Origin of the sequence: Curtobacterium sp. MMLR14_006 (assembly GCF_001864985.1) — a bacterium.
Classification (GTDB): Bacteria; Actinomycetota; Actinomycetes; order Actinomycetales; family Microbacteriaceae; genus Curtobacterium.
Genome location: NZ_MJGU01000012.1, coordinates 652,202 through 674,120 on the forward strand (window position 1 = coordinate 652,202; position 21,919 = coordinate 674,120).

22 protein-coding genes are annotated in these 21,919 nt (G+C 73.9%); 2 read left to right on the plus strand and 20 right to left on the minus strand.

Annotated elements, in window-relative coordinates; genetic code table 11:
• Window positions 1–72: 72 nt before the first annotated feature.
• The 12 genes from trpA to BIU94_RS06670 all read right to left on the minus strand — a co-directional run bounded on the left by trpA (window position 73) and on the right by BIU94_RS06670 (window position 9,337).
• Entirely contained in the window at window positions 73–867 is a 795-nt protein-coding gene (trpA, locus tag BIU94_RS06615) for a tryptophan synthase subunit alpha (protein ID WP_071255734.1), read from the minus strand.
• Window positions 864–2,078 carry a tryptophan synthase subunit beta gene (gene trpB, locus BIU94_RS06620; RefSeq protein WP_071255735.1) on the minus strand — a complete coding sequence of 405 codons (1,215 nt, stop codon included), beginning with the start codon at window positions 2,076–2,078 and terminating at the stop codon, window positions 864–866. Before trpB ends, trpA begins: the two co-directional genes overlap by 4 nt.
• A gap of 98 nt (window positions 2,079–2,176) precedes the next feature.
• Entirely contained in the window at window positions 2,177–2,962 is a 786-nt protein-coding gene (gene trpC / locus BIU94_RS06625) for an indole-3-glycerol phosphate synthase TrpC (protein ID WP_071256393.1), read from the minus strand.
• Between the two features lie 16 nt (window positions 2,963–2,978).
• Window positions 2,979–3,218, minus strand: coding sequence for an HGxxPAAW family protein (locus tag BIU94_RS17755; RefSeq protein WP_071255737.1), 240 nt, complete (start codon window positions 3,216–3,218; stop codon window positions 2,979–2,981).
• The gene (locus tag BIU94_RS06635; RefSeq protein WP_071255739.1) at window positions 3,215–3,949 is read right to left on the minus strand and encodes a Trp biosynthesis-associated membrane protein; all 735 of its coding nucleotides are present in this window, start codon (window positions 3,947–3,949) and stop codon (window positions 3,215–3,217) included. The genes BIU94_RS17755 and BIU94_RS06635 overlap by 4 nt, the downstream gene beginning before the upstream one ends.
• A complete protein-coding gene (locus BIU94_RS06640; RefSeq protein ID WP_083404624.1) occupies window positions 3,946–5,490 on the minus strand; it encodes an anthranilate synthase component I in 1,545 nt (514 codons plus the stop codon). The genes BIU94_RS06635 and BIU94_RS06640 overlap by 4 nt, the downstream gene beginning before the upstream one ends.
• On the minus strand, window positions 5,487–5,912 hold the full coding sequence (hisI, locus tag BIU94_RS06645) for a phosphoribosyl-AMP cyclohydrolase (protein WP_071255742.1): 426 nt from the start codon (window positions 5,910–5,912) through the stop codon (window positions 5,487–5,489). The genes BIU94_RS06640 and hisI overlap by 4 nt, the downstream gene beginning before the upstream one ends.
• 76 nt (window positions 5,913–5,988) lie before the next feature.
• Complete coding sequence (hisF, locus tag BIU94_RS06650; RefSeq protein ID WP_254784774.1) at window positions 5,989–6,744, minus strand: imidazole glycerol phosphate synthase subunit HisF; 756 nt, start codon at window positions 6,742–6,744, stop codon at window positions 5,989–5,991.
• 11 nt (window positions 6,745–6,755) lie between these two features.
• Window positions 6,756–7,595, minus strand: a complete 840-nt coding sequence (gene hisG, locus BIU94_RS06655; RefSeq protein ID WP_071255748.1) for an ATP phosphoribosyltransferase — start codon at window positions 7,593–7,595, stop codon at window positions 6,756–6,758.
• Between the two features lie 46 nt (window positions 7,596–7,641).
• On the minus strand, window positions 7,642–7,905 hold the full coding sequence (locus BIU94_RS06660; protein ID WP_071256418.1) for a phosphoribosyl-ATP diphosphatase: 264 nt from the start codon (window positions 7,903–7,905) through the stop codon (window positions 7,642–7,644).
• A gap of 101 nt (window positions 7,906–8,006) precedes the next feature.
• Complete coding sequence (rpe, locus tag BIU94_RS06665) at window positions 8,007–8,666, minus strand: ribulose-phosphate 3-epimerase (protein WP_071255751.1); 660 nt, start codon at window positions 8,664–8,666, stop codon at window positions 8,007–8,009.
• 71 nt (window positions 8,667–8,737) lie between these two features.
• Entirely contained in the window at window positions 8,738–9,337 is a 600-nt protein-coding gene (locus BIU94_RS06670) for a TetR/AcrR family transcriptional regulator (RefSeq protein WP_071255752.1), read from the minus strand.
• A 62-nt stretch (window positions 9,338–9,399) separates the two neighbouring features.
• On the opposite strand from BIU94_RS06670, the gene BIU94_RS06675 reads away from it, so the two are divergent.
• On the plus strand, window positions 9,400–10,053 hold the full coding sequence (locus BIU94_RS06675) for an NAD(P)-dependent oxidoreductase (RefSeq protein ID WP_071255759.1): 654 nt from the start codon (window positions 9,400–9,402) through the stop codon (window positions 10,051–10,053).
• Window positions 10,054–10,093: 40 nt separating this feature from the next.
• Here BIU94_RS06675 and BIU94_RS06680 read toward each other — a convergent pair whose 3' ends face one another.
• The 3 genes from BIU94_RS06680 to BIU94_RS06690 all read right to left on the minus strand — a co-directional run bounded on the left by BIU94_RS06680 (window position 10,094) and on the right by BIU94_RS06690 (window position 15,631).
• Window positions 10,094–11,662 (minus strand): RsmB/NOP family class I SAM-dependent RNA methyltransferase, encoded by a 1,569-nt coding sequence (locus BIU94_RS06680; protein WP_254782891.1) that lies wholly within the window; start codon window positions 11,660–11,662, stop codon window positions 10,094–10,096.
• Window positions 11,659–12,594 (minus strand): methionyl-tRNA formyltransferase, encoded by a 936-nt coding sequence (locus tag BIU94_RS06685; RefSeq protein ID WP_071255762.1) that lies wholly within the window; start codon window positions 12,592–12,594, stop codon window positions 11,659–11,661. Before BIU94_RS06685 ends, BIU94_RS06680 begins: the two co-directional genes overlap by 4 nt.
• Before the next feature lie 67 nt (window positions 12,595–12,661).
• Complete coding sequence (locus BIU94_RS06690) at window positions 12,662–15,631, minus strand: DEAD/DEAH box helicase family protein (RefSeq protein ID WP_071255764.1); 2,970 nt, start codon at window positions 15,629–15,631, stop codon at window positions 12,662–12,664.
• Between the two features lie 162 nt (window positions 15,632–15,793).
• Here BIU94_RS06690 and BIU94_RS06695 point away from each other — a divergent pair, with 162 nt between their 5' ends.
• Window positions 15,794–16,249, plus strand: coding sequence for a DUF4383 domain-containing protein (locus BIU94_RS06695; protein WP_139195890.1), 456 nt, complete (start codon window positions 15,794–15,796; stop codon window positions 16,247–16,249).
• 302 nt (window positions 16,250–16,551) lie between these two features.
• Here BIU94_RS06695 and BIU94_RS06700 read toward each other — a convergent pair whose 3' ends face one another.
• The 5 genes from BIU94_RS06700 to pyrF all read right to left on the minus strand — a co-directional run bounded on the left by BIU94_RS06700 (window position 16,552) and on the right by pyrF (window position 21,918).
• Window positions 16,552–18,534: a hypothetical protein gene (locus BIU94_RS06700; protein WP_071255768.1), complete on the minus strand. Its 1,983-nt coding sequence runs from the start codon at window positions 18,532–18,534 to the stop codon at window positions 16,552–16,554.
• 9 nt (window positions 18,535–18,543) lie between these two features.
• Window positions 18,544–19,758, minus strand: a complete 1,215-nt coding sequence (metK, locus tag BIU94_RS06705; RefSeq protein ID WP_111040525.1) for a methionine adenosyltransferase — start codon at window positions 19,756–19,758, stop codon at window positions 18,544–18,546.
• Window positions 19,759–19,763: 5 nt separating this feature from the next.
• Window positions 19,764–20,027 (minus strand): DNA-directed RNA polymerase subunit omega, encoded by a 264-nt coding sequence (gene rpoZ, locus BIU94_RS06710; RefSeq protein WP_017887186.1) that lies wholly within the window; start codon window positions 20,025–20,027, stop codon window positions 19,764–19,766.
• A gap of 89 nt (window positions 20,028–20,116) precedes the next feature.
• Entirely contained in the window at window positions 20,117–21,040 is a 924-nt protein-coding gene (gmk, locus tag BIU94_RS06715; protein ID WP_071255773.1) for a guanylate kinase, read from the minus strand.
• On the minus strand, window positions 21,037–21,918 hold the full coding sequence (gene pyrF / locus BIU94_RS06720) for an orotidine-5'-phosphate decarboxylase (RefSeq protein ID WP_254782893.1): 882 nt from the start codon (window positions 21,916–21,918) through the stop codon (window positions 21,037–21,039). The genes gmk and pyrF overlap by 4 nt, the downstream gene beginning before the upstream one ends.
• Window position 21,919 lies beyond the last annotated feature (1 nt).

The following is a 21,919-nucleotide window of genomic DNA, read 5'->3' on the forward strand; positions in this document are numbered from 1 at the left end:
CTGGGCGCGGTGTCGACGTGGCGTCGGCCCCGCTCACTGTAGCGCGCGGGACGGGGCCGACAGGAACCGGGGCTACCCGCGGCGGGCGCCCGCGGTGAGGTCGGCGGCGCGGTCCGCGACGCCCTGCACGCCGAGGTCGGCGAGGGCACGGACGAACGCGGAACCGACGATCGCGCCGTCGGCGTACTCGAGGACCTCGCGGACCTGCTCGGCGGTGGAGATGCCGAGGCCGACGCACGTGCGCTCGACCCCGGCGTCACGCAGCCGGGACACGACGGTCCGGGCCGCGACGTCGACCCCGGCGCGGGCGCCGGTGACGCCCATCGTCGAGACCGCGTACACGAAGCCGCGGCTCGACTCGACGGCCTGGCGCATCCGCACGTCGGACGACGAGGGGGCGGCGAGGAAGACGCGGTCGAGGCCGGTGCGCTCGGACGCGGCGGTCCACTCGGAGGCCTCGTCCGGGATGAGGTCGGGCGTGATGAGCCCGGCGGCACCCGAGGACACGAGGTCGTCGGCGAACCGGTCGACGCCGTAGCGCAGCACCGGGTTCCAGTACGTCATGACGAGCACGGGGACGTCCACGCGCTCGGTGATCTGCTGCACGGCGTCGAAGACGTGGGCGACCCGGAAGCCGTTCGCCAGGCTCTCCTCGGCCGCGCGCTGGATCACGGGGCCGTCCATCACGGGGTCGGAGTACGGCAGACCGAGCTCGATGACGTCCACGCCGTTCTCGGCGAGGGCGACGGCCGCGTCGACGCTGGTCTGCAGGTCCGGGTACCCGGCGGGCAGGTACCCGACGACGGCACCGGCGCGCTCGGCGTTGGCGGTGTCGATCGTCGTGGCGACGGTCCGGTTCTGGCTCACAGCTGCACCGCGTTCTCGTCGAGGATGCCGAAGTACCGACTGGCGGACGCGACGTCCTTGTCCCCTCGGCCGGACAGGTTGACGAGCACGACCCCGTCGGGGCCGAGCTCCTTGCCGAGCTGCATGGCACCGGCCAGCGCGTGCGACGACTCGATCGCGGGGATGATCCCCTCGGTCTGGCTCAGCAGGCGGAACGCCTCCATCGCCTCGGCGTCGGTGATGGGTCGGTAGGTCGCGCGGCCGATCGAGGCCAGGTGCGCGTGCTCCGGTCCGACGCTCGGGTAGTCGAGGCCGGCGGAGATGCTGTGGCTCTCGATGGTCTGGCCGTCCTCGTCCTGCATCAGGTACGACTTCGTGCCCTGGAGCACGCCCTGTCGGCCGAGCGTGATGCTCGCGGCGTGCCGACCGGTCTCGACGCCGTCGCCGCCCGCCTCGAAGCCGTACAGCGCGACGGCCTCGTCGTCGAGGAAGGCCTCGAAGATCCCCATCGCGTTCGAGCCGCCGCCGACGCAGGCCGCGACGGCGTCCGGCAGGCGCCCGACGGTGTCGAGGACCTGCTGCCGGGCTTCTTCGCCGATGACCTTGTGGAACTCGCGCACCATCTCGGGGAACGGGTGCGGTCCCGCGACGGTGCCGAGCAGGTAGTGCGTCGACTCGACGTTGGCGACCCAGTCGCGGAGCGCCTCGTTGATGGCGTCCTTCAGGGTGCGGGAACCGGTCTCGACCGGGATGACCTCGGCGCCGAGCAGTCGCATTCGGGCGACGTTGAGCGCCTGACGCTCGGTGTCCACCGCGCCCATGTACACGACGCACTCCATGCCGAAGAGCGCGGCTGCGGTCGCGGTGGCGACGCCGTGCTGGCCGGCCCCGGTCTCGGCGATGAGCCGCGTCTTGCCGAGGCGACGGGCGACGAGCGCCTGCCCGAGCACGTTGTTGATCTTGTGCGACCCGGTGTGGTTCAGGTCCTCGCGCTTGAGGATGACGCGGGCGCCGCCGGCGTGCTTCGCGAAGCGGGGCACCTCGGTGATGATCGAGGGACGCCCGGTGTAGTCGCGCTGGAGCGCGTCGAGCTCCGCACGGAACTCGGGGTCGGCCCAGGCCGTGCGGAACGCCGCCTCGAGCTCGTCGAGGGCGAGCACGAGCGACTCGGGGACGAAGCGTCCCCCGAACTCGCCGAAGTAGGGGCCGTGCAGGTCGCGGAGTGAGGTCACGATGGGGTCTTCCGGGACGAGCCCGACGCGGCACGGAGCCGGAGCCGGACGGGGTGGGTCGTGCGGCCGCGGTCCGCGGCCGGGATGCGGTGTGGGGGTCAGCCGCGGTCGGCGGCGTCGATGAACGATGCGAGGGTGGCGGCGGGGTCGGCGCCGGTGACGAGGGCCTCGCCCACGAGCACGACGTCGGCGCCGGCCGCTCGGTAGTGCGCCACGTCGGCAGGACCGGCGACCGCGGACTCGGCGACCCGCACGACCCCGTCGGGGATGCGGTCGGCGAGCGACCCGAACAGGTCGCGGTCGAGCGAGAAGTCCGTCAGGTCGCGGGCGTTCACACCGAGGATGCGCGCACCGGCGTCGAGCCCGCGAGCGACCTCGTCGCCGGAGTGCGCCTCGACGAGCACGCGCATGCCGAGGGACTCGGCCAGGGTGTGCAGCTCGACGAGCTGCCGCTGCTCGAGCGCCGCCACGATGAGCAGCACGACGTCGGCTCCGGCCGCGCGGGCCTCGAGCACCTGGTACGGGTCGGCGATGAAGTCCTTGCGGAGCACCGGGATCGCGACCCGCTGCTTGACGGCCTGCAGGTCGGCGAGGCTGCCGAGGAACTTGCGCCCCTCGGTCAGGACGCTGATCGTCGACGCGCCGCCGCGCTCGTAGTCGGCGGCGAGCGACGCCGGGTCCTCGATCGGGGCCATCGACCCGCGTGAGGGACTGGCGCGCTTGACCTCGGCGATGACCTTGACGTGGTCACCGGGACGCAGGTGGTCGAGGGCGTCGAGCGGCGGCGCCACCTGGTCGAGGTCGCGTTCGACGTCCGTCACGGGACGGTCGAGGCGACGGGTGGCGGCGTCCTCGAGCGCGCCCGCGACGAGGGTCTCGAGCACGTTCGGCACGGGGTTCCTACTCGCCGTGGTGCTTGGGGACGAACTTCGGGCCGTCGACGCCGTAGCCGGCCTTCTTCATGACACCACCGACGATGAGGCCGATGAGCACGACGGCGGCGGACGCCCACACGCCCCAGGGCATGTCGAACCAGAAGAACAACGTGCCCGCAGCGAAGCCGATCAGCATGATGACGACGGCGGTCCAGGCTGCCGGCGAGTGGCCTTCGCCGAGTTCTGCGGGTTCGGTGTTGCTCACGGTGCTCCTCGTTCTGCTCCGGCGTCGTCGTCCGAGCGACGCCGTGTCGATCCTACCGTGTCGTCCCCGACGGGACGGGCGACCGCGCCGCCCGTGCTGCCCTGGTCGTCCGCGGCGGCCGTCCCGTCGAGCGTCGTCGGGTCCACACCGGCACTGAGGTCGTCCCAGTCGACGACGGCGTCGCGCTCGACCGGCGCCGACGCGCGGGCGTCCGCGGCAGCGCCGGCCGTCGCCGCGCCGTACTTGCGGCTCGGACCCGGCCAGGAGCGCTGCACGACCACCGCGACGACGCCGAGCGCCATCGCGAGCACCCCGCCGACGATGCCGACGACGGGCCACGGGGTCACGTCGACCTCGGTCACCACACGGCGCACGGCCCCGAGGTCGCTCACCCCGGCGACCTGGCCGATCGCTCCGCGGGCGGCCGCGACCGGGTCGCGCAGGGCGCTGATGCCGCTGACGACGACGCCGAGGCCGAGCAGGACCTCGACGAGGGCGAGGACGACGCGCAGCACCCGGCCGGCGATGGTCATCGCGAGGAACAGCGCCAGGCTCGCGATCGCCAACGCCGTGTACGAGGGCACCACGGCCGCGCCGTCGGCGTCGACCGTGCCGGTGACGGCGTCGCCCGCGTGCAGGTGGACGGTGAACCACGTCTGGGTCCAGGCCAGCATCACGACGCCGGCCACCAGGAGCCCGGCGACGACGACGATCGGGCGGGAACGCCTCATGCGCGCACCTCGCGCATCCGGTTCGCGGTGGCCACGGCGCGGAGCGGGGCGGCGGCCTTGTTGACGGCCTCGACGTGCTCGGTCTCGGGGTCCGAGTCCGCGACGAGACCGGCACCGGCCTGCACGCGGGCGACGCCGTCCTTGATGAGGGCGGTGCGGATGGCGATGGCGAGGTCGGCGTCTCCGGCGAAGTCGAAGTAGCCGACGACCCCGGCGTACGCGCCGCGGCCGGCGGGTTCGAGCTCGTCGATGATCTCGAGCGCGCGCGGCTTCGGTGCCCCCGAGAGCGTGCCGGCCGGGAACGTCGCGCGGAACACGTCGATCGCCGACGCCTCCGGGCGCACCGCGCCCTCGACGCTCGACACCAGGTGCATGATGTGGCTGAACCGCTCGACCGTCATGAACTCGGTGACCGCGACGGACCCTGGCTGGCAGACCTTCTGCAGGTCGTTGCGGGCCAGGTCGACGAGCATCAGGTGCTCGGCGCGCTCCTTCGGGTCGCCGAGCAGGTCCTCGCCCAGGCGGACGTCCTGCTCGGGGGTCGCCCCGCGCGGGCGCGACCCGGCGATCGGGTGGGTGATGGCCCGGCCGCCCTGCACCTTGACCAGGGCCTCCGGTGAGGCACCGACGATCCAGAAGCGCTCGTCGGCGGTGTCCGCGAGTGCGAGGAAGTACATGTACGGACTCGGGTTGAGCGTCCGGAGCACGCGGTAGACGTCGAGCGGGTCGGCGGTCACCTCGTGGTCGAACCGCTGCGAGATGACGACCTGGAAGACGTCGCCGTCGCGGATGAAGTCCTTCGAGCGCAGGACCGAGGCCATGTACTCGTCCGGCGTCGACCGGTGCACCGGGCTCGGCTCGGCGATGTCGAAGGCCTCGGCCACGGTCGCCACCGAGGGCTGCACGAGGTCGGCCTGCATGCGGTCGAGCCGGGCCTGCGCGTCGAGCCACAGCGTGTCGGGGTCGTCGACGCCGTCGTTCAGGGCGCTCGCGACGAGCAGCACCAGCCCGGTGCGGTGGTCGAGTGCGGCGAGCTCGGACACGAAGGACAGTGCCTGCCCGGGGACGTCGAAGTCCGACGGTGGGACGTTCGGCAGGTGCTCGAGCTGTCGGACGGCCTCCCAGCCGATGAAGCCGACGGTGCCGCCGACGAGCGGCGGCGTGCCGGGGACGCGCGGCGTCGCCCAGCGCTCGTGCAGCCGCGCGAGGACCTCGAGCGGCTGGCCCTCGAGGGACCCGACGGCACGGGCGGCGTCGATGCCGGTGTCGATCCAGGCGGCACGCTCGCCGTCCTGCGTCAGCACGCCGAAGCTGCGGACGCCGACGAACGACCAGCGCGACCACAGGCCGCCCTGGCCGGCGGACTCGAGCAGGAACGACCCGGGGCGGCCGTCGGCCAGCTTCCGGTAGACACCGACCGGCGTCTCGCTGTCGGCGTAGAGCGCGCGCACCACCGGCACGACCCGGTGGTCGCCGAGCAGGGCGTCGAACTCCGGCCGGGAGGTCGTGTGCGGCTGGTCGGACACGGTCGCGGCGGTCACCGGGTCGCCTCCGCAGCAGCGTCCGCGTCCGCGCTGGCGGACCCGGCAGACGACGGCGCGGACGCCGTCACCGGCGCGAGCGGGTCGACGTCGAAGCACCGGTGCGCACCGGTGTGGCAGGCGGCCCCGACCTGCTGGACGGTGACGAGCAGGGTGTCGTCGTCGCAGTCGAGCGCAGCGCCCCGCACGTACTGGGCGTGCCCGGAGGTGTCGCCCTTGCGCCAGTACTCGTTCCGCGACCGGGACCAGAACGTCACGCGCCCCTCGGTCAGGGTGCGTCGGAGCGCTTCCCGGTCCATGTAGCCGAGCATGAGGACGTCCTTCGACGACTCCTCTTGCACGATGGCGGGAAGCAGCCCGTCGGCTCCGAAGCGTGCACGGTCGAGGACCGCGTCGGTGTCGGTGCTGGTGCTGTCGGTCATGAGGCTCCTAGCCTACGGCGTGCCGGGACGCGGGCAGTGGGGTGTGGAGAACCGCGACGGGCGGCGCGCGGCCGCGTCAGCGGACGGCGTGGCCGGTCGCGCGGAGCGCGGCCTTGACGTCGCCGACCGTCATCTCGCCACGGTGGAAGACGGACGCGGCGAGGACTGCGTCCGCACCCGCGTCGACGGCGGGGGCGAAGTGCTCGACGCGACCCGCGCCTCCCGACGCGATGACCGGGACGGACGAGACGGCGCGCACCGCGGCCACGAGTTCGAGGTCGAACCCGTTCTTCGTGCCGTCGGCGTCGATCGAGTTGACGAGCAGTTCCCCGGCGCCGCGCTCGACGGCCTCGCGTGCCCACGCGACGGCGTCGAGGTCGGACTCGGTCCGCCCGCCGTGCGTGGTGACGACGAAGCCCGAGGGCATCCGGTCGGAGCGCTTGACGTCGAGCGAGAGCACGACGGCCTGCGCGCCGAACCGGTCGGCGATCTCGTCGACGAGCTCGTGCCGGGCGATGGCCGCGCTGTTCACACCGATCTTGTCGGCCCCGCACTGCTGCAGCCGCGAGACGTCGTCGACGCTGCGGACCCCGCCGCCGACGGTGAGCGGGATGAAGACCTGTTCGGCCGTCCGGGTCACGGTGTCGTACATCGTCGCCCGGTTCTCGACCGTGGCGCCGACGTCCAGGAAGGTCAGCTCGTCGGCACCCTGCTCGTAGTACCGCGCCGCGAGCTCGACGGGGTCACCGGCGTCCTGGAGGTCCAGGAAGTTGACGCCCTTGACGACCCGGCCGCCCTTGACGTCGAGGCACGGGATGACCCGGACCGACACGCCACCGGCGGTCACAGGCGTGCGGCGTGGATCGGGCTGACGAGGATCGCCCGAGCGCCGAGGTCGTAGAGCGCATCCATGATGAGGTTCGCGTCGTCGCGCGGGATCATCACGCGGACGGCGGCCCAGTCGCGGTCGTGCAGCGGCGACACGGTCGGCGACTCGATGCCGGAGGCCACCGCGGTGGCCTGCTCGAGCAGGGCCGTCGGCACGTCGTAGTCGAGCATGACGTAGCCGCGGGCGACCAGGACGCCCTGCAGGCGTCGGCGCAGGACGTCGACGCCGGGGATGGTCTCGTCGGTGGAGACGAGCACCGCGGTCGACTCGAGGATCACCGGGCCGAAGATCTCGAGCCCGGCCTGGCGGAGGGTGCTGCCCGTGGAGACGACGTCGGCGACGGCGTCGGCGACGCCGAGGCGGACGGCGCTCTCGACGGCGCCGTCGAGCTTCACGAGCGTCGCGGTCACCCCGTGCTCGGCGAGGAACGCGCCGACCAGGCCGGGGTAGCTCGTGGCCACCCGGACGCCGTCGAGGTCCTGCAGCGACCCGAAGCGCCCGGGCGTGCCGGCGAAGCGGAACGTCGAGTCGGCGAAGCCGAGCGCGTCGACCTCGTGCGCCTCGGACCCGGAGTCGAGCAGCAGGTCACGGCCGGTGATGCCGACGTCGAGCGCGCCAGACCCCACGTAGGTCGCGATGTCGCGCGGTCGGAGGAAGAAGAACTCCACCCCGTTGCGCTCGTCGAGCAGGTGCAGCGCCTTCGGGTCGCGGCGGCCGGCGTACCCGGCCTCGCGGAGCATCTCGGAGGCGGTCTCGGACAGGGAGCCCTTGTTGGGCACGGCGATGCGGAGCATCAGGGGGTCTGCTTTCTGGGAGGGGTGTCGGCGGCTGATCAGCGGATCAGAGATGTCGCCAGACGTCCGCCGGGGTGAGCCCCTTGGCGACCATGAGCACCTGGAGGTGGTAGATCAACTGGGAGATCTCCTCCGAGGTGCGCTCGTCGCCCTCGTACTCGGCCGCCATCCAGACCTCGGCGGCCTCTTCCACGATCTTCTTGCCGATCTGGTGCACACCGGCATCCAGTTCGGCGACGGTGCCGGAGCCGTCCGGGCGCGTGCGCGCCTTCTCGGTCAGCTCCGCGAACAGGTCGTCGAACGTCTTCACGCCGACCAGGCTACCGGTCTCCGCGGTCGCGGCCGACGCACCGTCCGGACGGGAGGCCCGGTGCGGCTCCGCGGGTCCGGTCGCGCCCGGCGCTCCCCCGGTCACGAGCGGGCCGCGGCGGCCGCCGCGCGCAGGTCGGCGATGCGGGCAGCGGGCTCGCCGCCGTAGACGGCCGAGCCGGCCACGAGCGTGTCGGCGCCGCTGCGGACGGCCTCGGCGACGGTGTCGACCGCGATGCCGCCGTCGACCTCGAGCCAGACGTCGAGCCCGGAGGCGTCGACGGCGGCGCGCGCGTCGGCGAGCTTCGGCATCACGGAGGGCATGAACGACTGGCCGCCGAAGCCCGGCTCGACGGTCATGAGCAGGATCATGTCGTAGGCGTCGAGGTGGTGCAGCACCGGGGTGATCGGGGTGCCGGGCTTCACGGCGACGGCGGCCCTCGCCCCGTTCGACCGGATCGCCGCGGCGGTGGCGACGGGGTCGGTGGCGGCCTCGAAGTGGAAGGTCACGCTCGACGCACCGGTCTCGGCGTACTTCGGGGCCTCGGTGTCGGCGTCGGTGATCATGAGGTGAACGTCGAGCGGCACCGGCGAGACCTCTTGCAGGCGCTGCACGATCGGCAGCCCGAGGGTCAGGTTCGGCACGAAGTGGTTGTCCATCACGTCGACGTGCACCAGGTCGGCGGTCTCGATGCGGTGCAGCTCCCGCTCGAGGTTCGCGAAGTCGGCGGACAGGATGCTCGGCGAGATGCGGATCGTCACCCGTCGAGCCTACCGGCGCGCACCTGCCCGGCCGCCCCGCACCGGTGCGCGCCACACCGTTCCGGGCGGACTCAGCCGTCGCCGAGGGCGCGCGTGCCGAGGTCGGACCGGAGCATCGTCCCGAGTGCTGCTTCGACCAGCCGCTCGCCCTGCGGGCGGTCGATCCGGCGCGACACGACGAGGGCCGCGATCCCCTGCATGGTGGCGGCGAACAGGAGCTTGAAGGTGGTCCGGGCGTCCTCGCCGGGCTCCGGCGCGGACGCACCGAGTGCGCCGTCGAGCACGGCGAACAGCGACTCGGCAGCGGTCCGCACGGATCCGGACCGTCCGGCCGTCGACGCCTGGAACATGAGGTCCATGAGCGCCGCGTCGTCGACGGCGAAGTCGACGTACGCCAGGGCGACCCGGCGGAACCGGCCGTCGAGGTCGCCCGACCCGGAGAGGGCCCGGCGCACCGCGCTGGTCAGTCGTTCGAAGCCGAGCACGGCGAGGGCGTCGAGCAGGGCCTGGCGGTCGACGAAGTGGCTCCGCGGCGCACCGTGGCTGACCCCGGCCCGCCGCGCCAGGTCACGGAGGGACACCCCGTCGACGCCGTCCTCGCGCAGGACCTGGACGGCCTCGTCGAGCAGCACGGCCCGCAGGTTCCCGTGGTGGAAGGGACGCTCCGGCATGCCACCAGCCTAGCGCGGTACTAGGCATTGCCTATTTTCTAGTCAGTGCCTAGCTTGGGCGCATGACACCTCGACAGCACCTGCTCGTGTTCGGCGCCACCGGACAGACCGGCCAGCACTTCACCCGGCTCGCACTCGACGCCGGACACCGCGTCCGCGCCGTCGTCCGGACACCGTCGAAGCTGGCGGTCCGGCACGACGACCTGCAGGTCGTGCAGGGCTCGGTCACCGACGGCCTCGACCTCGACGCGCTGCTCGACGGCGTGACGGGCGTGGTCGTGATGCTCGGGGACGTCGCCGCGCAGCGCGAGCGACCGGTCAACACCGCGTTCGTCCGCACGCTCGTGCCGGCCATGCGCCGGAGCGGCACCCGGCGGCTGCTGTACCAGGCCGGTGGGCTGAGTGCGCCTCCCGGCAAGCGGCTCGCGCCCGTGCTCCGCCTCGTCCGGTCGACGCTCGCGCGGGAGTACATCGGGCAGCACGCGGACAACGAGTCGGTGATGCGCTACCTCGACGCCGAGGCGCAGGACATCGCCTGGACGGTGCACCGCGCCGGCATCGGCTCGGACGGTCCCTCCAAGGGCGAGCTGCGCCGCTCGGCGCGGTGGATCAGCATCGGCACCTTCCGGGACTGCGCCGCGTACAACCTGCGCACCCTGTTCGACGACACGGCCGTGCACACGTGCGACGGCAGTGCCTACCGACGGTCGCGCTGAGCCCCGTCCCGGTCGGCGCGGTGGTCAGTCGGCGCGGTGGTCAGCCGACGCGTCGGAACAGCGCGATGAACATCGCGTCCGTCCCCACGCGGTGCGGCCAGAGCTGCACGGTGTCGCCGTCCGACACCCGCGGGTCGCGCGCGGCGACGCCCCGGACGATCGACGCCGTGTCGAGCTGTTCGAGCAGGTCGCCGTGCCGCCGCATGAGCGCGTCGACCTGCCCCCGGGTCTCGGCGAGGTGCGGCGAGCAGGTCACGTAGGCGAGCGTCCCGCCCGGCGCGAGGACGCGGACGGCCGCGTCGAGCAGCTCGGACTGCAGGGCCGCGAGCTCCTGGACGTCCTCTGGTGCCTTCCGCCAGCGCGCCTCCGGCCGACGCCGCAGGGCACCGAGCCCGGTGCAGGGCGCGTCGAGCAGGATGCGGTCGAAGGTGAGCCCGGTGCCGTCCCGCCCGTACCGCCGGGCGTCGCCCTCGACGACGCGCACGTGGTCGCCGAACACGCCGAGCGCGTTCCGCACGAGGCCGGCGCGCGCCGGGACGAGTTCGTTCGCGACCAGGGTCGCGCCGCCCTGCTGGGCCTCGGCCGCGAGCAGCGCCGCCTTCCCGCCGGGGCCGGCGCACATGTCGAGCCAGCGCTCCCCCGCGCGCACGGCCGACGAGCGGCTGAGCGCCAGCGCGGCGAGCTGCGAGCCCTCGTCCTGCACGCGCAGGCGTCCGGCGGCGACGCCCGGCACGCGGGCCGGGTCGCCGGAGATGCCCCGGATGCCGACGGGCGACACCGGTGACGCATCGGCTTCCGGCACGGGGTCGACGGTGCGGACGGGAGGCACGGTGCCGGTCGCCCCGTCGGCCTCCGGTTCGTCGTCGGCGGGCACCAGGGCCGCGGGCACGTCGTCCGCACCGGTCGCGTCGGCGAACACGGCGTCGGTGTCGTCGTCCGGGGCGCTGCGCGCGGTGGCCGTGGCGACGTCCTCGTCGGTGGCGAGTCCGGGCAGCGCCGCGAGCTGCACCCGCGGCGCGGCGTTGTCCGCCGCGAGCAGGGCGGCGAGCTCGTCGCGGGAGCGCTCGGCGGCCAGGGCGTCGCGCAGCGCCGAGACGACCCACGTCGGGTGCGACCACCGTGTCGCGAGCAGGGCGTCACCGCCACGTCCCTCGGTGATGAGCGCGTCCCACTCGTCGTCGGTCCGCGCGGCGATCTTCCGCATCACGGCGTTCACGAAGCCGGTCGCCCGGCGGGCGCCGACGTCGCGCGCGAGCTCGACCGTGGCGTCGACCGCGGCGTGCGTCGGGGTCCGCATCGCGAGCAGCTGGTGGGCACCGAGCCGCAGCACGTCGAGCACGTCGGCCTCGATGTTCTCCGCACGGCGGCCGGACGCGAGCGCGATGACGACGTCGTAGCGGCCGAGCATCCGGATCGAGCCGTAGGTCAGCTCGGTCGCGAACCCGGCGTCGCGGGCGGAGAGGCCGGCGCGGCGGATGCGCGTCGGCAGCAGCAGGTTCGCGTACGCGTCGTCGACCTGCACGGCGCGCAGGACGTCGAAGGCGACGCGACGGGCGTTCGCCGGACGGGGGCCGCGGCGGGCTCCCTGGTGCTTCGTCGGCTGGCTCATGCGAGGACCTTCCCGTCCAGTTCGCCGAGGCCCCGGGCCCAGGCGGCGGCGTCCATCGCCTTCTTGCCCGCCGGCTGCACCTCGGAGAGCACCAGCGGGTCGTCCGCGGTCCCGACCAGCAGCCGGCCGCCGTGGAGTGCCAGCGCACCGGGCGCGAGCTGCGGGGCGGGGTCCCCCGTGCCTCCCGTCAGCCGGTTGCTGCGGAGCAGCTTCACGCGGGTCTCGCCGAGGTGGGCGTACGCGCCGGGCTCGGGCGTGACGCCGCGCAGGCGTGCGTGCACGACCGCGGCGGGGGCGTCGAAGTCGATGCGGCCGTCCTCGATGGTGGTCTTCGGCGCCAGGGTCGGCGTCCCCGTCTGCTCGGTCGCCACCGCGGTGCCGGCGGCGATGCCGTCGACGACGCGCGCGACGGTCCCGGCGCCGGACTCGGCCATCGCCGCGAGGACCTCGCCGGAGGTCGCCTCCGGGTCGATGTCGAACGGGTCGGACGCGTACACGGGGCCGGCGTCGAGCTCCTCGACGAGTTGGAACACCGTCGCGGCGGTCCGGGCATCGCCCGCCATGACGGCGCGCTGCACGGGCGCCGCGCCGCGGTACGCGGGGAGGTCGGAGAAGTGCAGGTTCACCCAGCCGAGCCGGGGCGCGTCGAGGGCCGGCCGGCGGAGCAGCGCGCCGTACGCGACGATGACGCCGAGGTCGACGTCGAGGGCGACCAGCTCGGCGGTGACCCCCTCGTCGACCCGGACCGCCTCGATGACCGGCAGGCCGAGCTCCGCCGCGGCCTGCGCCACCGGCGTCGGCGTCAGGACCCGCTTGCGCCCCTGCGGCGTGGGCGGACGGGTGAGGACCGCAGCGATCTCGTGGTCGGACGCCGCGAGGCGACGGAGGGTGGGGACGGCCGCAGCGGGGCTGCCGGCGACGACGAGACGCATGGGGTCCATCGTCCCACGTGCGCACGGTCCGACCGTCCCCGCGCGGGCGGCCGGCACGGACTCGTCGTCAGGACCACTGGTCCCGCAGGGACGGGGGCGTCCTCGTCGCCCCGGAGTCGCGTCGAGCGCGCAGCAGCAGCACGAGCGACTCCGGCGAGTCGACCTCGTGGAGGCGACACGGACCGACGGAACGTGCCCAGTCGGCGGCGAACGCCTCGGCGTCCTCCCGCCGCCGACCGATGCCGGTGGGGACCGCCAGGCAGCGGCTGCGACGGGTGAGCGTCCGAGCCGCCCAGAGCGCGAGCGTGAGCAACGGCGCCCGTCGGAGTCGCGCGCGGTCCCCGCGTCCGGTCTCGAGCAGGAACCGCGGCGTCCGGACCGGACCGAACAGCTCCGCGAGCGCGGTGGTCACCGTTCGGCGGTCTGCGACCGTGCCGCCGACGGCCTCCATGGTGAACGCCACCGGCACTCCGCCGGCCACGGTCGGGGTGACCCTGATGTCGCCGTCCCCGTACGCGGGGACGCGTCCGGCACGGTGCAGGCCGTCCAGCACGACCCGGACGGCACGTCGGTACCCGAGGGCGGTGTCGAGCCGCTGCCGGAGCGCGGTGCCCAACTGGCGCGCGACGGGCCAGGCGACCGCGATCGCGACGACCACGACGGCCACGGTCCCGACGGCGCCGAGGACGGCACCGCCGCGCCACAGTTCCACGAGGACGCGCAGCGACTGGCCCACGACGGCGAGCACGAGCGCCAGGACCGCGCTCATCACAGCGGCCGCGGTGGGCCCGGTGGTGAAGGGAGCCACGTCCGGCTCGCGGAGGACGGTGGCGGTGCTCTCCCGGTCGGCGTACGGTTCACCGATGCGCCAGGCCCGGTGGGTCTGCTCGCGGGGCGGGAGGGCAGCCGCGACGTCGTCGTCGAGTGCCCGGACGGTCTGCCGCCGGTCCTTGCCGACGAGTGCGTCGAGTCGGCGGGCCTGCACGTCGGAGAGTGCGGTCCCGACGCCCCGGACGACCTGGGCGTCGTCCTCGCGGAGGAGTCCCCAGATCTGCTGGTGCTTGCGGTGCATCCGACTGACGTCCGGCGCGGCGAGGAGCGGGACGTCGGCGGGCAGGACCGCGGTGACGGTCCAGTTGTGGGCCACCTTGCGGGGCCAGGCCGGGTCGAGCCGGAGGGTGCGACCGCGGAGCTGCTGCGTGGCGGACGAGGTCGCCACGGCGGTGAGGTCGATCAGGGTGTTCGCCGCGGGGCAGTCCCAGCCCTCTCCGAGCAGTCCGCGCGTCCCGACCACCAGGCGGGTCGTGCCGTCCGTGAGCAGGACCGAGACACCGGCGACGACCGCGGCCGAACCGGTGCCGCCGGTGTCGACCTCGAGGACGTCGGGTCTGTCCGCCGACGGCGAGGCGACCAGCTCGGCGTCGAGCAGGCGTCGCAGGGCGGGCAGGAGGAGGTCGGCGTCGCGGGCGGCGATGCGGAGGTGCTTCGCGGTGACGAGCACGGGCCGGAGTGCGGCGGTGGTCGGGTCGGCGACGACGGTGCCGAACGTCCGGAGCGCACCGGCGCCGCGGCGTCCGCTGCCACGGGCGTTTCCGTGCGTGGCGTGGTCGGTGACGACGACGGCACGGAGGTGGTCCGCGGCGTCCTGTGCGAGTTCGAGTCGGAGGATCTCCGCGACGGCGCCGTCCTTCGCGGACGACGACGCGAGCACGGTGTCCACCGGGTCGCGACCGCGACGCACCCCGCGGTCCGTCAGGGTGAACCCGAAGTCGACGATGGACCGCTTGATGCGCTGCCACTGTTCGGCCCGGTCGGGGTCGGGCAGGAGCCGGTCGAGTGCGTACCGGGCGAGGAGCCGGAGGCGCTGCTCCGCGTCGGGAGCGTTCCGGGCACCGGGGTGCACGAGGGCGAGGAGCGGGTGACCGGGTCGGACCTCGGCGAGCATGCGCGCAGCGGACTCGGCGACCGCGAAGTCGGCGTCGAACGCGCGGGCGAGTCGTGCCTCCGGCGACGCCTGCCCGGGACGTCCTCCGTCGCGCTCGGGGTCGTCGGCCGGCGGTTGCAGGGTGTGCACGAGCCAGTCGGCGCCGTCGGGATCGTCGAACGTCGTGCCCACGAGCGCTTCGAGCCGTTCCTCGTGGTCGCGGAGGAACGCGCGTTCCTCGGCACTGGGTTCGACGAACCAGACGTGGTCGCGGTACGGGGCGAGGTTGCCCTCCTTCACCACGGCCGGGGTGGGGACCTCGTGGTCGACGTCCCCGAGCAGCGCGGTGTAGTTGTCGTGCGCGTCCCGGTCGTCGGTGGACGGCAGGGTCGCGGTCAGTCCGATGAGCAGGGGCTCACGGCCCGACTCCCGAATGCGTGCCGCCAGGTACGCGACGACCAGCGCCCAGTGGTCGAGCAGGTGGTGGCACTCGTCGAGGACGATCGTCTCGACACCGTGCGCGACGAGGCGGTCGACGAGGGCGCGCGCGTTCGGGTGGAGGGCGGCCTCGAGGAGCGCGGGGTCCTCGCGGGCGAGTCGTCGGCGGACGGCACGGGAGCGCCGCGCGATGCCCGTCCGGTACGCCGTCGGGTTCGCGGTCTCGAGGTCGGCGAGCCACACCGCCGCAGCCTGTTCGTCCCGGCCGCCCTCGACGAGTTCGCGGCGCCAGTCCGCGGCGGCGACGTCCGTGAGCGGGTTCCCCGTCTCGAGCACCGAGAGCATCTGGTAGGTCAGCGCGGTCAGGTCCCCGAGGTGCGCGGGGTCCTCGGAGACCGAGACCGACCGGCTGCCGTCGGAGGTGTCGAGGGCGGCCGCCGAGGCGGCCCACTGGGCGCGGATCGTCGCGGTCGGAGCGAGTGCGACGGCGCGCGCCCCGTGCCGTCCGGCGAGCAGGAGACCGAGCAGGGTCTTGCCCGACCCCGGCGGTGCGACCACGTGCACGGGGTCGCCCGGCACGACCGGCACCCGCTCGAGCACGTCCGCCTGGTAGCGCCGCAGCTTCCCCCGGTAGCGCCAGCCCGTGAGCGGACCGCGCCGTTCCCCCGTCGTCACTCCCCGAGTCTCCCACGGGTCGCGCCGGACTCCCCGCGCGGCCCCGGGACACCGCATCCGGTCGGCGGTCGGTCGTCCCACGTGCGCGTTCTGCGGATCGACCGCGAACCGGCTGGGAGCGAGGTGGGTACGGTCGCACCCACCACGATCAGGGAGACCACCATGTCCGATGTCACCACGTCCACCAACCGCTACGCCGGCTCGAGCATCCAGAAGGTCGCGCTCGTCGTCGGCATCGTGTTCCTGCTCGTCGGGATCGCCGGCTTCGTGCCCGGCCTGACCTCCGGGTCGCTCGCGGGCGCCGGCCACGACTCGATGGCGATGCTGCTCGGGATCTTCCAGGTCTCGGTGCTGCACAACATCGTGCACCTGCTGTTCGGTGTCGTCGGGCTGGCGGCCGCCGGTCGCGCCTCCGGGTCGCGCATGTACCTGGTGATCGGCGGGATCGTCTACTTCGTGCTCTGGATCTACGGGCTCTTCACCGCCGGTCACTCCTCCGGTGCGAACTTCGTGCCGCTCAACAACGCCGACAACTGGCTGCACCTCGTGCTCGCCGTCGGCATGGTCGCGCTCGGCATCGTGTTCCCGCGCATCCGGCAGCGCCCGGTCGGCGCCTGACGGCCGAACGAACGACACGACCCCGGGGCGCGCGCTCCGGGGTCGTGGTGTGTCCGGGGCCCGGCCACGGTGCCGGCCGGGCGGGGCGGCCGCCGGCGGTGCGGCCTCCGCGCCGACCTTCCACGACGTGATCGTTGTCGCACGACGTCGAGGACGTCGCACGACGTCGACGACCGGAGTGTGCGCCGCGGGCATCGCCTCGGCGCCGACGCTCCACGACGTGATCGCTGTCGCACGACGTCGATGTCGTCGATCGGCAACGCCCAACCCGAGCAGCGCCCACCCCGGCGCGCCCGCCAGCGTCAGACCTCGGTGAAGGGCTCCGCGTCGTCGAGCCGGGCCCGCAGCGCCGGTGCCGCACGTCGGCGGTTGCCACCGGGCAGCACCCGCCGGGTCGACGACCGGCGGATGACCTCGGCCTTGAGCGTCGCCGCCACCTCGGCGCCGTGTGCGTACGGGAAGCGCACGATCACCCGGACCGAGCCCGGCAGGGCGTCGTCCTCGACGGGCACCGGCCCGAGGACCGGACCGGCGGTGAGCCCCTCGAGCGCCTCGACCGCTGCGGTGACGGCCTGGTCGGTGCCGGTCAGCGTCGCCACCCGGACGGCGGGCGGGAAGTGCAGCTCGCGCCGGTCGGTCAGCTCGTCGTGCGCGGGGCCGTCGAGCCGCCACAGCGCCATCGCCGTCGCGAGCTTGCCGCCGATGCCCACCAGGTAGACCTCGGCGCCCGGTGCGCCCTTCGCCGCGGCGTCGGTCCAGAAGCGCAGGACGTCCTCCTGCACGCGCAGGCCTTCACGCGCGAGCATCTTCTCGCCGTCGAGCAGGAGCACACAGGCGTACCCGCCCGCGACGCTCGGTTCGGCCCCGCGGGTCGCGACCACGACGGACGGCTTCGCGGGGACCTCGTCGAGCGGTCGGGAACCGTCCGCCACGACGATCCGGGTGCCGGGGAAGGCGCGGCCGAGCTCGTCGGCGGTGCGCTGGGCGCCCTGGCCGACCGGCTTCACCGTGCCGTTGCCACAGGTCGGGCACCGGAAGCCCACGGCGAGGGCACCGCAGAACCGGCACTGCGGCGTGGCACCGCGGTGCGGGCTGCCGAGCGGTCCCCCGCACACCCGGCAGTGCGCGCGCTCCCCGCACTCCGCGCAGACCAGGCCGGTGCCGAAGCCCGGGCTCGCCACCTGCACCAGGACCGGGCCGTGCTGGCTCGCCTCGCGGGCAGCCCGCCACGCCGAGCTCGGGATCCGTGCCTGGGCCGCGTAGCCGTCGGCGCCGGTCTGCTGCAGGGTCGGGATCACCTTCGGCGTCTTCGCCCGGTACGGGGTGACCTCCTGCAGCCAGTGCAGTTCGACGAGCCGCTGGACGTCGGTGCTCCGGGCGTGCGACAGGAACAGCAGCGCCGCCCCGGACTGCGCCGCGCGCACCAGGGCGACGTCCCGCGTGTGCACGTACGGCGCCCGGGGCTCGGCGAACGAGGCGTCGCCGTCGTCCCACATCGCGATGAGGCCGAGGGTCGTCGCCGGCGCGTACACGGCGGTGCGGTTGCCGATCGCGACGACCGCGTGCGACCGGGCCTGCAGCAGGGCCTTCGCCCGCTGCCCGTTCGTCTGCTTCGCGTCGAACCGCACGACGCGTTCGGCGGGGAGCACGGCGAGCAGCGCGCGCTCGAGGTCGCCGACGTCACGGAAGTCCGGGACGGCGATGACCGCCGACTCCTCGGCTGCGAGGGCGTGCGCGGCCGCCTGCGCGAGCGTCGCGGCCCACCCGGGCACCCAGACGGGCGCGGACTCCGGACCGAGTGCGACCGGGTGCGGCACCGCGGCGACGGCGGCACGGCCGTGCTCGGCGACGACGCCCTCGAGCACGCCGTCGGTGTACCCGGTGACCGCTGGCGGGGTGACCGCGGGTGGTGTCCACGTGGTGTCGCGGGCGAGCCACGCCTTCTCGGCGCGGACCTGACGGGTCGGGACGGCGAGCCGGAGCACGTCCGAGGCGACCCCGGCGGCGCGGTCGGCCACGGCGCGGGCGAGGGTCCAGATCTCGGGCGCCAGGACCGGCACCGGGGACAGGACCGCCTCGACCTGACTGAGCTCGCCCGGGTACTCACCTTCGCTGACGATCTCGACGACGTACCCGTCGGACATCCGGGCGCCGGTGCGCAGCGGCACCTTCACCCGGACCCCCGCGACGCAGTCGTCCTCGAGCTCGGCCGGCACCCGGTAGTCGAACAGTCGGTCCAACTGCGGGAGCGGCGAGTCGAGGACGACCCGCGCGACGGTGGTCACGCGGTCGCCTCAGACGGCGGCGGTGACGAGCCCTGCTGCGGCGCGGAGTTCCTCGACACGGTCGAGCTGCTCCCAGGTGAACCCGGGGAGCTCGCGACCGAAGTGGCCGTAGGTCGCGGTCTGCGCGTAGCGCGGCTTGAGCAGGTCGAGGTCGCGGATGATCGCGGCGGGACGCAGGTCGAAGACCTGGCGGATCGCTGCCTCGATCGTGGCGTCGTCGACGTGCCCGGTGCCGAAGGTCTCGACGTACAGGCCGACGGGCTTCGCGCGCCCGATGGCGTAGGCGACCTGCACCTCGAGGCGGTCCGCGAGTCCGGCCGCGACGGCGTTCTTCGCGACCCAGCGCAGGGCGTAGGCGGCCGAGCGGTCGACCTTCGACGGGTCCTTGCCGCTGAACGCGCCACCGCCGTGCCGCGAGGCGCCGCCGTAGGTGTCGACGATGACCTTGCGTCCGGTCAGGCCGGCGTCGCCCTGGGGGCCGCCGATCTCGAACCGGCCGGTCGGGTTGACGATGACGTCGACGTGGGACGAGTCGAGGTCGACCAGGTCGAGGACCGGGCGGATGACGTGCTCGGTGATGTCGGCGGTCAGCTGGTCGAGCGTGACGGTCGGGGCGTGCTGCGTGGAGAGCACGACGGTCTCGACGGTCTTCGGCACGACGCCGTCGTAACCGATGGTGACCTGGGTCTTGCCGTCGGGGCGCAGGAAGGGCAGCTCGCCGGACTTGCGGACGGCGGCGAGGCGCTCGGCCAGCCGGTGCGCCAGCCAGATCGCGACCGGCATGTACTCGGGCGTCTCGTTCGTGGCGAAGCCGAACATGATGCCCTGGTCGCCCGCACCCTGGCGGTCGAGCGGGTCGACACCGGCGCCGCTGCGTGAGTCGAGCGACTCGTCGACGCCCTGCGCGATGTCGGGCGACTGCGCGCCGATCGAGACCTCGACGCCGCAGGTACGGCCGTCGAAGGAGACGTCGGACGAGTTGTAGCCGATGCCCGTGATGACGTCACGGACGAGCTTGGGGATCTCGACGTAGCCCGAGGTGGTGACCTCGCCGGCGACGTGCACGAGGCCCGTCGTGACCATCGTCTCGACGGCGACCCGGGCGTTCGGGTCGACCGCGAGCAGCGCGTCGAGGATGCTGTCCGAGATCTGGTCGCAGATCTTGTCGGGGTGCCCCTCGGTCACCGACTCGGACGTGAAGAGGCGCAGCGGAGCGTTGGTCACCGGGATCAGTCGGTGGGCTGCTGCTGCTTGGTGACGGTGAGCTTGTCCTCGTTGATCTCGTGGAGCGCGACGGACAGCGGCTTGTCGTCGATCGTCGAGTCGACGAGCGGGCCCACGTTGTCGAAGAGCGAGCCCTCGTGCAGGTCGGCGTAGTAGTCGTTGATCTGCCGCGCACGCTTCGACGCGAAGATGACCAGCGCGTACTTCGACTCGACCTTGCTGAGCAGGTCGTCGATGGGCGGGTCGATGATGCCCTGGGGGTTGGCCATGGTGTCTCCTGTCGACTGCGGATGTCGTGGGCGAGTGTCCTGCGCGCGGACCGCGAGGGCCCCGGCACGCACGCGCACCCGTGCACCCGTCAGGGCGCAGAGAACAAGTCTACGACCTCGCGTGCCGCCGTGCTGACATCCGAGTTCACGATCCGCACGTCGAACTCGTCCTGCGCGGCCAGTTCGACCTTCGCGGTCTCGAGACGGCGGGCCTGTTCCTCGGCCGACTCGGTCCCCCGGCCGATGAGCCGACGCACGAGTTCGTCCCAGGTGGGAGGCAGCAGGAACACCAGGACGGCCTCGGGCATCGCGTCGCGGACCTGTCGCGCGCCCTGCAGGTCGATCTCGAGCATGACCTTCTCGCCGGCGTCGAGCGCGCGGTCGATCGGCGGCCGCGGGGTGCCGTAGCGGTACGAGTTGTGCACCGTGGCCCACTCGAGCAGCTCGCGGTCGCGGATCATCCGGTCGAACTCGTCGTCGTCGACGAAGTAGTAGTGCACCCCGTCGACCTCGCCGGGGCGCGGCTTCCGGGTGGTCGCGGACACGCTCAGCTCGACGTCCGGGTACTGCTCACGGATGTGGGCACTGACCGTGCCCTTGCCGACGGCGGTCGGTCCGGCGAGCACGACGAGCTTCGACGCACCGCGCCGGCGCCCGCGTGCGGCGAGCCAGTCCGCCAGGGCGGTGCGCTGCCGGGAGCCGAGGCCGCCCAGGCGCTTCGACGGCGCGATGCGCAGCTCCCCCATGACCGCCTCGGCGCGCGCCGGCCCGATGCCGGACAGGCTCGTCAGCAGGTCGCGGACCCGCAGCGAGCGTTCCGCCGAGGTCGACTCGACGAGCTCGTCGGCCCACGCGGACCGGGCGACCTCGAGGGCGGAGCGCTCCCCCGACGCGATCGCGGCCTTCACCGCTGCCCGGGCGCGTCGCGCCGCCACCGCGGCCTGCGCGGCGGCGGCCCGGTCGACCTCGGGCGGGTTGCGGTGGGCGGGCTTGTCGTCGCGGTCCGACGTCATGCGACTGCCCCCAGTGCGGCCTCGATCCGGTCGGCGCGGTCGGCGACGAGGGCGGCGACGCCCTCGGGGCCGCCGGTGAGCAGCCCGCGGGACTCGCTCACGAGCACCTGCTCGGCGCGGGCGCCGTACAGCGCGCGGAGGTCCTCGATCCGCGCACCCTGGGCACCGAAGCCCGGAGCGAGCACCGGCGCGGAGCCGATGGCGTCCGCGTCGATGCCGAAGTCGTCGAGGTGAAGGGTCGCGCCGAGCACGAGCCCGACGTCCCCGAGGGCGTGGTCGCCCGCGGTCCGGTTGTCGTCTGCCACGTCCAAGACGATACCGGCAGCCACGCTGCGGCCCGCGCGCGGCCCCTCGGCGAGCACGGCGGTCTGCAGCACCCGGGCCTCGGGGTTGCTCGTCGCGGCGAGGACGAAGACGCCCGCACCGTTCCGGCGTGCCACGGCCACCGTGCCGGCGAGCGAGCCGTAGCCGAGGTAGGGCGACACCGTCATCGCGTCGGCCGCGAACGGCCCGTCGCGGTCGAGCCACGCGAGCGCGTAGTCGTCACCGGTGGTCCCGATGTCGCCCCGCTTCACGTCGGCGACGACCAGGAGGCCCGCATCGCGTGCCCGACGGATCGTCGCGTCGAGCGCGCGGTACCCCGCCACCCCCGCAGCCTCGAAGAACGCGACCTGCGGCTTCACGATCGCCGCGCGGCCGGCGGCCGCGTCGACCAGGGCCGCACCGAACGCGGTGAGGCCCTGCTCGTCGCGGCCGAGCCCCCACGCCGCCAGGGTGGCGGCGTGGGGGTCGATGCCGACGCAGAGGGGTGAACGCGACCCGATGGCGGCCGCGAGCCGGTCGCCGAAGGAGGCCGGGCCTCCCACGCGGGTGGTCACG